This is a genomic window from Thermococcus peptonophilus, from assembly GCF_001592435.1.
GTDB lineage: Archaea > Methanobacteriota_B > Thermococci > Thermococcales > Thermococcaceae > Thermococcus > Thermococcus peptonophilus.
Genome location: NZ_CP014750.1, coordinates 1,684,447 through 1,697,869 on the forward strand (window position 1 = coordinate 1,684,447; position 13,423 = coordinate 1,697,869).

Here is a 13,423-nt window from a genome sequence, read left to right on the forward strand (position 1 = left end):
TTGAAGTCACCTGAGGAATATAAAAGTTTGTCCGTCCTGGGACAGGTTTAAAAGTTCACGCGCGCACAACTGGAGGGTGAGAAAATGGACGACAGGATATGGAAATACATCTCAGCAGTTCTGATCCTCCTGCTGGCCCTTTCTGTTGTAAGCATCGCCGTGCTATACTATCAGGTCAATCCGCCCGCAGTTTCTGGTAATCAAACTGGACCCGTTGTTGAAACCCCAGCAAACTTCACGCTCGTGTGTGGTGGCTTCAACGCCACTGAAACTGAAGTTGCCGAACTCAGAGATCAGATTGCATTCCTTCAGGGGCTTGTTTCACCAAAGCAGAGTGGCTCAACTATAGCCGTGGTTCCGATATTTGGAATCATAGACGAGTACACTGCCCTTCAGGTCATCCCGCTTTTGAGGAACCTGGCCATGAACGAATCCATCGGGGGCGTTCTTCTCTGGATTGAAAGTCCCGGTGGTGTAGTCGGACCCGTTATGAGCATCTACTCTGAGGTTAAAAAGCTGGCCCTCCTCAAGCCCGTTGTTGCATATACCGGAGGCCTCATGGCCTCTGGCGGCTATTACATAGCCGTCGGTGCCCAGAAGATAGTGGCCAGTCCGCTTGCTGAGGTTGGGAGCATCGGCGTTATCTACGTCCACTACGACCTAGAGAAGAACTACGAGATGAACGGGATAAAGGTGAACGTCTTCAAGACCGGCGAGCACAAGGACATGGGGGCTGAGTGGAGGGATTTGACGCCCGAGGAGCGGAAGAAGATAGCGGAGATGATAAACACGTACTTCCAAGCGTTTCTAAATGCTGTAAGCGAGGGGCGCAACATGACCGTTGATGAAGTCAAAAACTTCTCAACTGGAGAAACGTGGTTCGCCAAGAACGTTACTGGGACCCTGGTTGATGAGCTTGGGGGTATGGACACTGCCATAAACGTCCTCGAAAAGTTAATGAACGTTAGCGGCGCAAAGGTTGTGGTGTACAAAAATCTGGAGACTCCTGAGGAGTTTGGGGTCTATGGAAGCACCTCCCTATACCTTGACCCGCGCTATCTCACTCCCCTAGTTGGGGGTGGTTGAATGCTGTGCGAGGAGAAGCTCGAAGTGTTTGAAAACGGCTTTGAGGACGGAAAGTTCAACATCAGGATAGAGTACTATGGAAAGGACGCTAGGAGGCTTCTCCTCGCAGTTATACGTGAGCTCTATCTCCAGGACTATGGAGGGGACTATGTCTACCCCTTTGAATGCGCCAAGGAGTTCTGGGGGATCTATATGGATGCCTCAGAGATCCGCGGTGAGGAACCCAGACTGGCTTCCGTGAAGTTCCTTAATCAGAGCATTGTCAACCGGCTCGAAAAAGCTCTCTCTGAAATAGATTCTCCCGAGGAAGTTAAAGAGTCCATAGACTTTGAAAAGGCTGAGGTGGTAAAGCTCGGAAAGGGTCTTCTTGCCCTTGGAAAGAACTTCGTACTCGATGAGCGGGGCTACCTGTTCATCTTCAACAAGCCCTCGGCCAGAGAACTGATACTGAAATACATGGGGATGCTGGATGAAAGTTGAAACCGCAGTGTGGGTTGCCGTCTCCCTTGGGGTTCTGTATCTGACGTGGGAAACTATCAGCCCAATTCTCTCACCAATTATAATAGCTGCAACTACCGCCTATATCCTCTACCCCGTCCATGAGCGCCTTGAGGGAAAAATCGGGGGGCGATGGTCGGCATTTACCCTAACGGGGATTTTGACGGTGATTTCCCTTCTGTTTGTCTTTGGTTTTGCCCTCCTCATAAACGATGTCAAATACTCCCTGGCAAACTATGTTGACACCTTTGTGGACTGGCTTCTCGGCTTAAACCTTCTCACATCTGCCTACGAAATACTCCAGAAAATTTCACTCGGTATTTCCCAGAGGTTCAACAGCTACGTCCTTGGGTATACTTACTCCCTTCCTACACTGTTGTTGCAAGTCGTGGTCATGGTGTTCTCCTTTTACGGCATCCTTGTGAACGCCAACACCATAAAACGGGAGGTTTACTCTTTAATCCCTCCTACCAACAGGGACCTTGCCAGAAAACTGATAGACAGTGGGGCAGAAACGCTCCACATAGTTCTCAGGGGCTGGCTGCTCGTCGGTGTTGGGAAGGGTATATTAATGGCCCTACTTTTCAGAGTCTTCGGAATCTCTGACGTGGGTGGTGCGGTAGCCGCGGGAATTCTAACGGTGATAATCGAGCTTCTCCCCGTCGTTGGCGGCTGGGTCGTTTGGGTTGGTGGTGTTGCTTATCTGATCAATCAGGGCCACATCCTTTCAGGTGTCCTTCTGGCGGTTCTTGGGTTCTCCCTTGTTTCACCTCTTCCAGATATCCTGCTGAGGGATAAGATAAGCCGTCTGAAATGGGGAGTAAATGCCATCATAAGCCTCCTGGGTTTCATCGGCGGATACATAGCCTTTGGGTTCGTTGGAATAATAATCGGCCCCGTCTCACTCGGCCTTCTGAAGACACTCATAGAAGAGTGGAAAGAGGTCAAGGAGAGAACTTCCCCATGAAGCTGGCGACCTTAATGGTGTCTAGCGTCTCCTTGACATCATGGGTACGTACTATGTCCGCCCCCTTCAGCACCGCTATGGCCGTTGCAGATAGGCTGCCTGCGAGCCTTTCTGAGGGGCTCTGCCTTCCGGTTATTGCACCGATGAATGACTTCCTTGAGACACCTACCAGGATTGGTCTCCCAAGGGACTTGAGAAGGTTGAGGTTGGCTATGACGTTTGAGTCCCAGACGTACCATGGCGGCCATTCGGGGCGTAGAAAGCCGATGGCGGGATCAACTGCAACGTCTTCAATCCCGTGCTTTTCGGCTATCTCGAGGCTCTCCTGGAGAAAGTCCATAACGGTGCGAACCGGATCGCTGAAGTTCCTTACCTCGCCGTGGGCGCAGAGGACAACGGGGGTACCGTAGTCAGCGGCGACTTTGGGCATCTCAGGATCCCCTTTCAGGCCAGTTACGTCATTGATTATGTCAGCGCCAGCTTTTATGGCCTCTTCCGCGACTTTCGCGTTTGTCGTGTCAATGCTTATAGGAACATCAACGTGGTCGCGGATCGTTTTCACTGCCCAGACCGCCCGTCTAATCTCTTCCTCAAGCGGTATCTGAGTTTCCAGGTAGGGGGCCGTGGACTTCGCCCCTATGTCTATGAAGCTTGCACCTTCCTCTACCATTCTCAGGGTAGTTTCTATCAGCTTTTCTTCATCGTTCCTGACGCTTCCCTTGTAGAAGCTCTCCGGCGAGACGTTTATTACGCCCATTATTCTTGGCTCGTTGAGGTTGATTCCCGCGAACTTCATGGTTTGCCATCACCTTCAAAATATACTTGTGGCTGTGTACAATAAAAACACTAAGGTCATTCGGGCCGCTGCGGAATAATTTAAGCCCCTTAATGAACACTTTATGTTGTCCTTTCATTAGTGTACATTCAATCCGTTAAAATCGGCAAAATTTTCGTTCATTAATGTTTTTTATTGTTCAGTAAGGCTTTTAAATTGAAACCGATGCTTTTCACTCGGAGTGATTAACTGGGGGTGATACCATGCTCGCGAGGATCGTTTACTACAGACCCGATTCCCTTCCCGAGGAGGTCATAGTCGTGACCAACGACCCGGGGAAGGCAGAGGAAATAGCGAGAAAGAGAATGAGGGACTTCAGGGCAGTTGAGTATGAGGTCGAGTGGGTCGCCTGACGCTCCTCCCCTCCTCCGATTGCTCAAATCACGAAGAGAATAAATAAACGGAGAGCAACTACTCGCTCTCCCTGTTTTCTATCCTGTTGAGCCAATGCTCGTTGAGGTCAACGGTAGCCTCTTTAATGGCCTCTTCACGCTGTTTTTTCTCGGCCTTGATGTCCGGCATTAGGAGGTATAAGACAGCGATAAAAGCCAGCAGTTCGAGCAGTATAACCGCAGTGGACTTATAGAAGGAGCGTGTAGATATGTAATGATCGAGGAGTGCATGACTTAGGTAAGTATAGATCGCAGCCAGGCTACCTTCAATTGGTCTCTTCTTTTGAATCAGAACGAGACCGCCCACCAGGGTTATGGTGAAAACCGGGTGGAGCATTCTGGTAAGGAAGAGCAGGAGTGCATTAACCAGGGAGTAGCTCTCCCTTGCAAGGTAGAAAAGCGCCTCAAGCACCCCAAGGTGAAACCCGAGAGGAACGCCAGCGAAAGCTTTGAGTTCACCGACCTGGCATCTTCCCTTGATATCAGGAGTGCAAGCACGACCGCTGTCAGCTTCACGGTTTCTTCTATGAGTGATATCTTGAGACCGTAGGTAATGCTTATCGTGATCTGCTCGGAACTACTGCGTATTGGCGCTATCGCGAACTCCAGTATCGTCAGGACTCCGAAAGTCAGTATGACGCTGAGGAAGATGACAAAGCCAGTCGCAATCCCTGAAGGCAACTTTGGGTGAACCCTCACCAGAAACCAGAGGACTGCAAGGGTCGTGAGGAACGCATAGCTGATGATGTAGAGGAAAACATCCGGCTGCATGATACCACCGGATGGTAAAAACGGCCGGAGTATTAAAAATATTTTTGGATTGCAACAAAGAATTCGAAATCCAAAGACGAGAAGAGATTAAGAAGTTAGGATGTTCAGCTTTCACCCTCTATCTCAATTACTTTGACGTTTATAGGCAGTTCCTTAAGTTCGTTTGCTACCCTCTCCGCGGCCCTGTTCGATCTGGCGAGCATAACGAAGGCGACATCGCCCTTGTATCTGGCTTCCGTGAAGCTTATTATGTCGCCCCTCGCTATCCCTTGCCCGATGATTTTTCTGACCTCTTCCTCATATTTGCTCACGAATTTCTCCGGGATACTCAGCAGAACACCGTAGATCATTCTTTACACCTCCTGTTGAGCTTCACCGAAAGAAAAGAAAGAGTGGAATCAGCCGCGGGCCTGTTTGAACTGCTCCTGGATCTTCCTGTAGTACTCCATGGTCTCCTTGCTCACTGAGGGCCCGATCTTCTTGAGGGCCTCCTCGAAGTCCTTCATGGTGACCTTGACCTTCTGCCTTATCTCGTCTGCCTTCATGCCGGGTCTTATGATGCCCTCCTGCAGGGCCCGCCTCATGGCTAGCATTGCGGCCTCTCTGACAACTGCCGCTATGTCTGCGCCGGTGTAGCCTTCGGTCTTCTTGGCGAGCTCTCTGAGATTAACGTCACCTGCAAGCGGTACTCTCCTCGTGTGGACTTTGAATATCTCGAGCCTGGCCTTCTCGTCCGGCGCTGGAACGAGTATCAGCCTGTCGAACCTTCCTGGTCTGAGGAGTGCTGGATCGATAATGTCCGGCCTGTTAGTGGCACCAATAACAACCACACCACTGTTCTCCTGGATTCCGTCCATCTCGGTGAGCAGCTGGTTGATCAGCCTGTCAGTAACCCTGTTCACGTCGGTTCCTCTCTTCGGTGCGATGGCATCGATCTCGTCGATGAAGACCACCGTCGGGGCGGCCTGGCGAGCCTTTCTGAAGATCTCGCGGATGTTCTTCTCGCTCTCGCCGACCCACTTGCTGAGCACTTCTGGACCCTTGATGGCTATGAAGTTTGCCTCGCTCTCGTTGGCTACTGCCTTAGCCAGGAGCGTCTTACCTGTTCCCGGCGGGCCGTAGAGGAGTATTCCCTTCGGTGGAGTTATGCCGAGACCTATGAAGGCCTCCGGATACTTGAGCGGCCATTCTACCGCCTCTCTGAGCTCCTGCTTCACATCTTCAAGGCCGCCGATGTCGTCCCAGCGGACGTTTGGAACCTCTAGGAGCACCTCTCTAAGAGCTGACGGCTCGACCATCTTGAGGGCCTCGTAGAAGTCCCTCCTTGTAACTTTCAGCTCGTCGAGGACTTCCTTCGGTATGTATTCTGCCTCGAAGTCGATCTTGCCCTCGTTGATGAGCCTCCTGAGAGCGGCCATAGCTGCCTCTCTGGCAAGTGCTGCCAGATCGGCACCTACGAAGCCGTGAGTGACTTCAGCCAGCTCGTCTAGGAGTGCATCGATGAGCTTTGCCCTGACCTCCTCGTAGAGCTTCTCATCAATCTCCATGAGAACCTTCTTGATCTCCTCCTCGTCCTTGGCCTTCTTGACCTTCATGATCGCCCTCTCGGCGGCCTCGCGATAGGTGTCGTTCTTCTCAAGCTCCTCGAGTATCTCGATGACCTTGTCCCTCCTGAACTCGGGCTCGATCGGCATTCCTCTGGTGTGGATCTGGAGTATCTCCTTTCTGCCCTGCTTGTCCGGGACGCCGACCTCAATCTCTCTGTCAAACCTTCCTGGCCTCCTCAGGGCCGGATCAATCGCGTCTGGCCTGTTAGTGGCACCGATGACTATGACCTTTCCACGGCTCTTGAGACCATCCATCAGGGTGAGCAGCTGGCTGACAACGCGCTTCTCAACCTCACCGTGGGTCTCCTCCCTCTTCGGCGCGATGCTGTCGATCTCGTCGATGAAGATTATCGCCGGTGCGTTCTCTTCAGCTTCCTTGAAGACCTCTCTAAGCCTCTCCTCGCTCTCACCGTAGTACTTGCTCATTATCTCCGGGCCGTTGATGGCTATGAAGTGGGCGTTCGCCTCGTTGGCGACGGCCTTCGCCAGGAGAGTCTTACCCGTTCCTGGCGGACCGTAGAGGAGCACTCCCTTCGGCGGCTCAATGCCGAGCTTCTCGAAGAGCTCCGGGTGCTTGAGCGGGAGCTCTATCATCTCCCTAACCTTCTGGATGACGTCCTTGAGGCCACCTATGTCCTCGTAGGTCACCCCGAGGGCGGTTGCCTTGCTGACCTCCTTAACGGGCTTCTCGCTCACCTGGAAGTCGGTGAACTCGGTTATCTGGACGATCCCCGCTGGAGTGGTCGCGGTGACGACGAAGGTCAGCTCCTGGCCGAGTATTCCAATCTTAATGTAGTCTCCCCTGACCACGGGCCTTCCGACGAGCCTGCTGTGGAGCCACTCGACGAAGTCAGCACCGAAGCGTATCGGCTCGGTCGGAGCGACTATGACTTTCTTCGCCTCCTTGACGTCGGCCTTTCTCACGGTGACCTCGTCGCCGAGACCAACGCCGGCGTTCTTCCTGATGGTACCGTCCATCCTTATGATGCCGAGTCCCTCGTCCTCTGGGTAAGCCGGCCAGACAACCGCTGCCGTGTTCTTGGTACCGATGATCTCGACTATGTCTCCACTCTGGACGCCGAGTTCACGCATAGCTTTCCTATCAATTCTCACGATTCCCCTGCCAACGTCCCTCTGGTAGGCAGAGGCAACCTTGAGCTTGACTTCTCTCCTCTCACTCATGAGCATCACCTCTTAGTTTTTGGTTACCATAAGTTACTAAAGATTGAACCCTTTATAAACTTTTCGATTTTTCTTAAGTGAGGTTACCAAAATATGTCCTTTGGGTGGTTATTTTCATAGAAGATGAGGATAGAACAGCACTTAGAGATATTACTCAAAAGACAACAGAAAATTCGAAATCACTCGATCTTAACCTCAAAGCCCTCCTTCTCGGGCTTGATTGGGTTCTTCTTTGGAATCTCGATCTCAAGGACGCCGTTGTTGTAGCGGGCCTTGGCCTTCTCCGGGATGACCTCCTCTGGAAGCCTGATGACCCTCCTGTAGCCGCTGTAGTAGCGCTCGATCCTTATGGCGCCCTCTCTCTCAAGCTCCTTCTCGCGCCTCATCTGGGCCTCAATGTAAACGGTGTCCTCTGTGACCCTGAGCTTGATGTCCTCCTTCCTAACACCTGGGAGCTCGACGGTGATCACGAACCTGTCGCCCCTGTCGAAGATGTCTGCGAAGGGCTCCCTCCAGGTCTCGCTGACCTCGAATCTCTCACCTGGCTCGCGGTAGCTCCAGAGCCTCGGGCCGCGCATGAAGTCGCGGAATATGGCGTCAATCTCCTCCTGGATTTCCCTCATGATGTCGAACGGGTCCCAGTAGCGGTCCCTCCTCCAGACCATATCCCTCACCTCCCTATCTTTTTCACACCAATTGTTATTAAAGAAGAGTCCTTTAAAAATTTTTCTCCCCGAAAGTTATCAAAATAGTGGAAAGTTTGGAGTTTAGGAACTCTGGGAACTCAAACTCTGCTCAGAAAACCCATTAGGGAGTAGTACACCCCCTCGAGGCTCTCCCCGTTCTTGATCGGGTATATGAACCTCAGCTCGTTGCCCTCGACTTCAACTATCGGCTTTTTAACCCGCCCGCTGGAGAACTTAAGCCGGGTAACTTTAACCATGTCCCCGTTTATGGTCGCAAACCCTATTAGAAGTCCCTCACTTGGAGTCCTCCCTCCAAATAGCTCTTCAATCTTTGGCCTGAGTCCGGTCACCCACTTGGGTTTCTTCCTCAGTCTCTGCATTCCATCACCCCCTGCCCAAAGATGACTTGACCACATGTTGTATCAGCGAAGTTTTTTCAAAGTTTGACTATAACTCTAGAAGTTTATTAGGTTTTCGGGATTTTATTTGGCGGTTATTCAAAGAAGTAGGCCATCTATGTCGGAGTCCTTGTCAATTGGATGGGCTTCGTATCCAAGCCCGGTCAAAATCCTAGCGAATTCCCTGGAGAAGCCGTATACAGTGAAGACCCTTTCGGGCTTTACCTTCTCTATGATTTTCATCAGCTCCCAGAAATCTGCGTGGTTGCTCAGCTTGAGCCCTCCAAAGCCGGAAACGGTAAGCTCCCAGAGGGAGGGGGAGTTTTCGACCTTGGGCGAGCGGTGCGACCTTAAAACTACGTCCCCTTCATGAGTGATGTTCCCAAATTTGACGCCAAATTTTGAATAAACCCTTGCAACCTTCAGCATCTCTCTGCTTGGCCTCACCGTGATCCCGTGAACGTCCAGGATTTTCATAACTTCCTGCGCCTTCCCCATCTGGTTCACATAGAGGGTTGGCCGCTTTCCCCTGTCAAGAGCTTCCTCTACGAATGCGACTAGTTTTTTCTCGGCCTCTCTCGGTGAGGGAAACGTGAAGCTCGGAACGCCGAAGGTGGCCTCGATTATGAGAACGTCCGCCCTTGGGAAGCGGCTTTTTTCTGCCGTTCTCAGCTTGAACCACTTGGTGTCTCCAGTGTAGAACAGCGTCCCGTTTTCGAGCCAGAGCTTTATCCCAGCCGAACCCAGCATGTGGCCGGCTGGATAGAGCTTCGCTTTGAAATCGCCGATGTAGAAGGTCTTTCCAAACTTTACTACCCGATAGAAGCCACCCTTCCTAAGGTGACTGAGATATTTGGTCGCCTTTGTTGCGAAGATAACTTCACCACTGACAAAGTGATCCGTGTGGGCATGGCTCTGAAAGGCAAACCGTGTCGAGCTGTCCAGGCCGATGTTTCTTAGTATCATCAGTTAGGAAGTAATGGCGAAACCTTTAACTAATTTCGTTTCGACGCTTCTCTGGGTGTTGAGATGGGGACTTACGCCATAGAAACCAACAGGCTCACCAAGTTCTTCGGCAAGAGGAACGTAGTGTACCACCTCAACCTCAAAGTGCCTAAAGGGGTCGTTTACGGCTTCCTCGGGCCAAACGGTGCGGGAAAAACGACCACTATAAAGATGTTGACCGGGGCACTGAGGCCCACCTACGGAGAGATACGGATTTTTGGCCTGAGGATGCCCAACGACAGGGTTGAAATTATGAAGCGGGTCGGATACATGCCCGAGGCGCCGATAGCTTATGAAGATATGACGATTTTCGAGTTTCTGGTCTACATGGGCCGCCTGACCGGGATGAGGAAGGAAGACGCCGTGGAGCAGGCGAAGGAGCTTATGGAGTACGCTGGAATTGGTAAGCTGGCCATGAACAGGATTGGGGAGCTTTCCTCCGGTCAGAAGCAGAGAGCGAGCTTCGCAGCGGCGCTGATGGGAAACCCCGAGCTCCTCATACTGGATGAACCAACAGCAAACCTCGACCCCCTCGGGAGAATGGAGTTCATTGGGAAGGTCATCCAGCTCGCCAAGGCCGGCAAGACGATCTTCATAAGCTCCCACATAGTCAGCGAGGTCGAGAAGATGTGCAACTACGTCGGGCTGATAAACCGCGGTACGATGCTCGCCCAGGGCAGGATCAGGGAGCTTGCGGGCATTGAGGAGGACGACTATGATGTCCTGACCAGCGACAATGGAAAGGCGATGGCGTTTCTGCGGGAGAAGCCCTACATCCGTGAGGCCTGGGAAGAGGAGGGAATCCTCAGGGTCAAAGTTGACTCGCGCTTTCTTGACGAGTTCTTCCTGGCCTTTCCGAAGTACCTCGTGGAAAATGGCATCAGGCTGAAGCTCTTCAGGCCGCACACGAGCCCGCTTGAGAGAATCCTGATGGAGAAGTTTGGAGTAAGCGAGGAGGTGTGAAGTTTGAGAAGTTCCCGCTTTTCCTTTGAATCACGGCTCGGGATAATATACGGGATGGAAGTGAAAAGGTTACTGCGCTCCCGCCGCCTCAAGCTTATGACCCTCCTGATGTTCCTCCCAGTTATCGTCTACTTCTTCACCCACGAGGAGATCACCGAGTACAGCACGCGCGCGCTCAGGATATCCTTCCAGGTTAACTTCTCCACTTACCTCGTCAACTTCTGGGCGAGTGTCATAGGCCAGCTCGTGGTCATAATCCTGATGAGCGAACTCCTTGGAAGCGAGATAGACAAGGGTACGATAAGGGTTCTCCTGACGAAACCCGTTAGAAAGAGCGAACTCGTCATCGGAAAGTTCCTCGGCGGGCTTACGGGAATGTTAGTGGTCTTCGGACTGCCCTACCTGGTCATGCAGATTTATATGGTTCTGCTCTACAAGCAGGGTTTCACTGGCCTTAGGGCGACGTTCGGTGACCTGCTCTACTCCCTTGAGGTGACCCTCCTCCTGCTCGGCTCTCTAGGAGCGTTCGCAATGGCCCTCTCAGTGGTTCTTTCAAGGCCCCTCTACGCCTCTCTGGCGAGCTTTGGAGTGATATTCGTCGCCCAGTTCATCCTCCCGCAGTTGCCTTTCTTCGACGACCCCGAGAGGTTCACGCTCAACTACCAGCTCGGAGTTCTCTTGAGGGACAGGTTCACGCTCCACATGGGGCTTGACGTCTACAAGGGCGACCCGTCAACGACGCTGGTGTTCTTCGCATCGGTCATGCTCCTGAGCCTGATTCTCGCGATCCTCGGGCTTTACAGAAGGGAATATAGGGGATGAGAACGATGGCGCGCTTGAGAACCCTCACTTTCGCGGTCTTCCTCCTCATCCTGCTGGCCGGGCAGGCTACAGCTCTTTCCGTTGAGCTGGGAACTGACGAAGTGCTCATAGTGGGCGGTCAGGTTTTTACATTTGACCCCAGCCAGAGCGGGGACAAGTTCCTCGTGAGCGTGTCGAGTCATGGAAACGAAGCGTCTTCCGTTCTCGCCTTCGGTGAGAACATTACAGTGGGCAACGTTACCTATTTCATCGGTTCATACGACCGCCAGAACCGGAGGCTTACCGTTCACCTCCTCGGCAACTATACAAGCGTGAGAGTTATGAAGAAGTACGACTTCAGCGTTGAGGTCATAGAAGCCTTCGACACCTACGCCAAGGTTAGGATTAAAAACACGGGCTTTTATCCACTCAACGACACTCTGTCTGTTTCTTCGTCTTCGCAGGGCGCTTTTCCCATTCCCACAAGCACGATCCTTAAGGAAGTGGAGCTGAACCTTGAACCTGGCGGAGAGATAGTTTTCAAAGTTCCAAACCCGGGCCAGACGCTGATCTTTAGTCTAAATGAGAGGGGCATCTCAAAGGATGTTTCCTTTGGAACCTTAGAGCCGCAGGTTGAAATAGAAGACATTACGAGCGGTGAGGGTGTCCGGGTGAAGGTTCTTAACAAAGGCGAGCCAGTTAACGCCACCTTCAGCCTCCTCTACGGCGGCAACCTGATTTTGGAGTCAAGGAAAGTCCTGCTTCCGCACGGAATCAAGTGGGTCGGGTTCTCAAACTTCATAAACCAGGGAGCGGTCGTGGTTGATTACGGAAAAGTAATCCAGCAGACCTTTTACTTTAGACCGGCGCTCCTGGTTCTCGAAAACATCTCCAGGGATGGAGAACTTCTCAGAGTTATCCTCAAAAACACAGGGGAGTCCCCTTTCAGGGGTTTCGTCAGCGTAACCCAAAACGGCGTTGTGGTGGGAAGTCCAACATATTCGGAGGTCTCCATAGGACCCGGGGAGAGCGTATCACTAACCTTCAAGATTCCCGAAGAGGTTAGGTATCCAACAATCCTCGCCTCCTCCGACTCGGGAACTTTCTCCTTCACGGCCGAGGCTGGAGCTTCCGGTATCTCGGTCGAGGCGCTCTCAACGAGTATAAAAGTCCCTCTCGGTGGAAAGGGCAGCTATGCACTCGTCCTCTCCGGTTCGGGCAGGGTAAAGCTCAGCGTTGAAGGTCTTCCAGAGTCGGTTGGCTGGAAGTTCTACGTCGGAGAGAGCGAGGTCGAGGAGCTTAACGTGGACGGCTCGGCCCAGGTGGTTCTGGTTATTGACGTGCCCTCTCTGCCCAGGGGATTCTCCGTTGGTGAGCCGGTCAGGTTCAATGTAACAATCAGGGACGAGAAGGGAAACCCCCACGTAATTCCGCTGGAGTTTGAGGCCTACGGCCTGGCGTTCCTGCCCGTTTACGGAAAAAACTGGCTGGCGAAGATGAACTTCACTGCAGAGACGCACTTTGTGGGAATTCCATACCGGGTCGTCGCAAAGTCTCTGACTCCGCCGATCCAGTTCGAACATTATCCTGGAGAGAAGATAGCCTTCTCGTACGGCAATTACATCCGCTCCGGGCTCGACGTCACCCTTCACATTCTCTCTCCGAGTGGAGAAATCCTGCATTCGTCAAGCCAGGAGAAGGGAAGGCCAGATTTTGTGGTGTTCAACGAGTCCGACTTTATGCTGATGCTCGAGGGCGACAGGTTCGACGCCGTCCTGCTGGTTGCAGATTACCTCAGGAAGCCCGAGAACATCAGCTTTGAGCTCCTTCCAAAGCAGTTTGGAGAGGGAATTAAGACGTTCATCCTAAACGCTACATCGCTCCGCGGGAAGAAGCTTGCCCTTGACGTTACCGCTGATCGACCGGTTGAGGTTAGGGTCTATTACTTCACCCTCAACAGGGAGAGGGAAGACTTTGACCCGCTCTCCGCTGGTTTCAAGGGGGCTTTCAGAGGTAAAGGGGAGCATGTGTCAGGAGAAGTTCCTCTAAGGCCATACGAGGATTTCATAGCCATATCAATAATCGGCACCGGGAACGTTTCTCTAACTATGACAGCGAAGGAAGTGCCCGTTTCAGTTAGCGGCCTTGGGAAGTACTCCGGCGAGCTAACAGTGGCTCTCCTGGCTCTCCTGTTGGTGGTGGTCATTGCTCTCGAACGGCGCCTCGGCTGAT

General features: G+C 52.4%; 15 protein-coding genes. 7 read left to right on the forward strand and 8 right to left on the reverse strand.

Annotated elements, in window-relative coordinates:
* The first annotated feature begins 84 nt into the window (after positions 1-84).
* The 3 genes from sppA to A0127_RS09135 are packed head-to-tail and all read left to right on the forward strand — an operon-like array spanning position 85 to position 2,551.
* Complete coding sequence (gene sppA, locus A0127_RS09125; RefSeq protein ID WP_062390530.1) at positions 85-1,086, forward strand: signal peptide peptidase SppA; 1,002 nt, start codon at positions 85-87, stop codon at positions 1,084-1,086.
* Positions 1,087-1,566, forward strand: a complete 480-nt coding sequence (locus A0127_RS09130; protein ID WP_062390532.1) for a PH1570 family protein — start codon at positions 1,087-1,089, stop codon at positions 1,564-1,566.
* The gene (locus tag A0127_RS09135) at positions 1,556-2,551 is read left to right on the forward strand and encodes an AI-2E family transporter (RefSeq protein WP_062390533.1); all 996 of its coding nucleotides are present in this window, start codon (positions 1,556-1,558) and stop codon (positions 2,549-2,551) included. The genes A0127_RS09130 and A0127_RS09135 overlap by 11 nt, the downstream gene beginning before the upstream one ends.
* On the opposite strand, the gene folP is transcribed toward A0127_RS09135, so the two are convergent.
* The gene (gene folP / locus A0127_RS09140) at positions 2,529-3,347 is read right to left on the reverse strand and encodes a dihydropteroate synthase (protein ID WP_062390535.1); all 819 of its coding nucleotides are present in this window, start codon (positions 3,345-3,347) and stop codon (positions 2,529-2,531) included. The two genes, A0127_RS09135 and folP, sit on opposite strands and share 23 nt — an antisense overlap.
* A 242-nt stretch (positions 3,348-3,589) precedes the next feature.
* Between folP and A0127_RS10630 the strand changes: the two genes are divergently transcribed.
* Positions 3,590-3,739 carry a hypothetical protein gene (locus tag A0127_RS10630; RefSeq protein WP_197463582.1) on the forward strand — a complete coding sequence of 50 codons (150 nt, stop codon included), beginning with the start codon at positions 3,590-3,592 and terminating at the stop codon, positions 3,737-3,739.
* Positions 3,740-3,797: 58 nt separating this feature from the next.
* On the opposite strand, the gene A0127_RS09145 is transcribed toward A0127_RS10630, so the two are convergent.
* The 7 genes from A0127_RS09145 to A0127_RS09175 form a co-directional block, all read right to left on the reverse strand.
* On the reverse strand, positions 3,798-4,115 hold the full coding sequence (locus A0127_RS09145; RefSeq protein WP_054841537.1) for a hypothetical protein: 318 nt from the start codon (positions 4,113-4,115) through the stop codon (positions 3,798-3,800).
* On the reverse strand, positions 4,091-4,549 hold the full coding sequence (locus A0127_RS09150) for a hypothetical protein (protein ID WP_054841536.1): 459 nt from the start codon (positions 4,547-4,549) through the stop codon (positions 4,091-4,093). Before A0127_RS09150 ends, A0127_RS09145 begins: the two co-directional genes overlap by 25 nt.
* A 104-nt stretch (positions 4,550-4,653) precedes the next feature.
* Complete coding sequence (locus A0127_RS09155) at positions 4,654-4,899, reverse strand: hypothetical protein (RefSeq protein ID WP_054841535.1); 246 nt, start codon at positions 4,897-4,899, stop codon at positions 4,654-4,656.
* Between the two features lie 48 nt (positions 4,900-4,947).
* On the reverse strand, positions 4,948-7,338 hold the full coding sequence (locus A0127_RS09160; RefSeq protein WP_062390537.1) for a CDC48 family AAA ATPase: 2,391 nt from the start codon (positions 7,336-7,338) through the stop codon (positions 4,948-4,950).
* A gap of 179 nt (positions 7,339-7,517) precedes the next feature.
* Positions 7,518-8,003 (reverse strand): Hsp20/alpha crystallin family protein, encoded by a 486-nt coding sequence (locus A0127_RS09165; RefSeq protein WP_062390539.1) that lies wholly within the window; start codon positions 8,001-8,003, stop codon positions 7,518-7,520.
* 119 nt (positions 8,004-8,122) lie between these two features.
* The gene (locus A0127_RS09170) at positions 8,123-8,404 is read right to left on the reverse strand and encodes a hypothetical protein (RefSeq protein WP_062390540.1); all 282 of its coding nucleotides are present in this window, start codon (positions 8,402-8,404) and stop codon (positions 8,123-8,125) included.
* 117 nt (positions 8,405-8,521) lie between these two features.
* On the reverse strand, positions 8,522-9,388 hold the full coding sequence (locus A0127_RS09175) for an mRNA 3'-end processing factor (protein WP_062390542.1): 867 nt from the start codon (positions 9,386-9,388) through the stop codon (positions 8,522-8,524).
* Between the two features lie 63 nt (positions 9,389-9,451).
* On the opposite strand from A0127_RS09175, the gene A0127_RS09180 reads away from it, so the two are divergent.
* From A0127_RS09180 to A0127_RS09190, 3 genes are read left to right on the forward strand one after another with little or no spacing between them, the layout of a single operon-like run.
* The gene (locus A0127_RS09180; RefSeq protein ID WP_062390544.1) at positions 9,452-10,390 is read left to right on the forward strand and encodes an ABC transporter ATP-binding protein; all 939 of its coding nucleotides are present in this window, start codon (positions 9,452-9,454) and stop codon (positions 10,388-10,390) included.
* A 3-nt stretch (positions 10,391-10,393) separates the two neighbouring features.
* Positions 10,394-11,212, forward strand: a complete 819-nt coding sequence (locus A0127_RS09185) for an ABC transporter permease (RefSeq protein WP_231855756.1) — start codon at positions 10,394-10,396, stop codon at positions 11,210-11,212.
* Complete coding sequence (locus tag A0127_RS09190; RefSeq protein WP_156471194.1) at positions 11,209-13,422, forward strand: COG1470 family protein; 2,214 nt, start codon at positions 11,209-11,211, stop codon at positions 13,420-13,422. The genes A0127_RS09185 and A0127_RS09190 overlap by 4 nt, the downstream gene beginning before the upstream one ends.
* Position 13,423: the final 1 nt, after the last annotated feature.

Excerpts from the sequence above, each read along its gene's own strand:
- sppA (WP_062390530.1), top strand. The coding sequence starts at position 85 with ATGGACGACAGGATATGGAAATACATCTCAGCAGTTCTGATCCTCCTG.
- A0127_RS09130 (WP_062390532.1), top strand. The coding sequence starts at position 1,087 with ATGCTGTGCGAGGAGAAGCTCGAAGTGTTTGAAAACGGCTTTGAGGAC.
- A0127_RS09135 (WP_062390533.1), top strand. The coding sequence starts at position 1,556 with ATGAAAGTTGAAACCGCAGTGTGGGTTGCCGTCTCCCTTGGGGTTCTG.
- folP (WP_062390535.1), bottom strand. The coding sequence starts at position 3,347 with ATGAAGTTCGCGGGAATCAACCTCAACGAGCCAAGAATAATGGGCGTA.
- A0127_RS10630 (WP_197463582.1), top strand. The coding sequence starts at position 3,590 with ATGCTCGCGAGGATCGTTTACTACAGACCCGATTCCCTTCCCGAGGAG.
- A0127_RS09145 (WP_054841537.1), bottom strand. The coding sequence starts at position 4,115 with ATGCTCCACCCGGTTTTCACCATAACCCTGGTGGGCGGTCTCGTTCTG.
- A0127_RS09150 (WP_054841536.1), bottom strand. The coding sequence starts at position 4,549 with ATGCAGCCGGATGTTTTCCTCTACATCATCAGCTATGCGTTCCTCACG.
- A0127_RS09155 (WP_054841535.1), bottom strand. The coding sequence starts at position 4,899 with ATGATCTACGGTGTTCTGCTGAGTATCCCGGAGAAATTCGTGAGCAAA.
- A0127_RS09160 (WP_062390537.1), bottom strand. The coding sequence starts at position 7,338 with ATGAGTGAGAGGAGAGAAGTCAAGCTCAAGGTTGCCTCTGCCTACCAG.
- A0127_RS09165 (WP_062390539.1), bottom strand. The coding sequence starts at position 8,003 with ATGGTCTGGAGGAGGGACCGCTACTGGGACCCGTTCGACATCATGAGG.
- A0127_RS09170 (WP_062390540.1), bottom strand. The coding sequence starts at position 8,404 with ATGCAGAGACTGAGGAAGAAACCCAAGTGGGTGACCGGACTCAGGCCA.
- A0127_RS09175 (WP_062390542.1), bottom strand. The coding sequence starts at position 9,388 with ATGATACTAAGAAACATCGGCCTGGACAGCTCGACACGGTTTGCCTTT.
- A0127_RS09180 (WP_062390544.1), top strand. The coding sequence starts at position 9,452 with ATGGGGACTTACGCCATAGAAACCAACAGGCTCACCAAGTTCTTCGGC.
- A0127_RS09190 (WP_156471194.1), top strand. The coding sequence starts at position 11,209 with ATGAGAACGATGGCGCGCTTGAGAACCCTCACTTTCGCGGTCTTCCTC.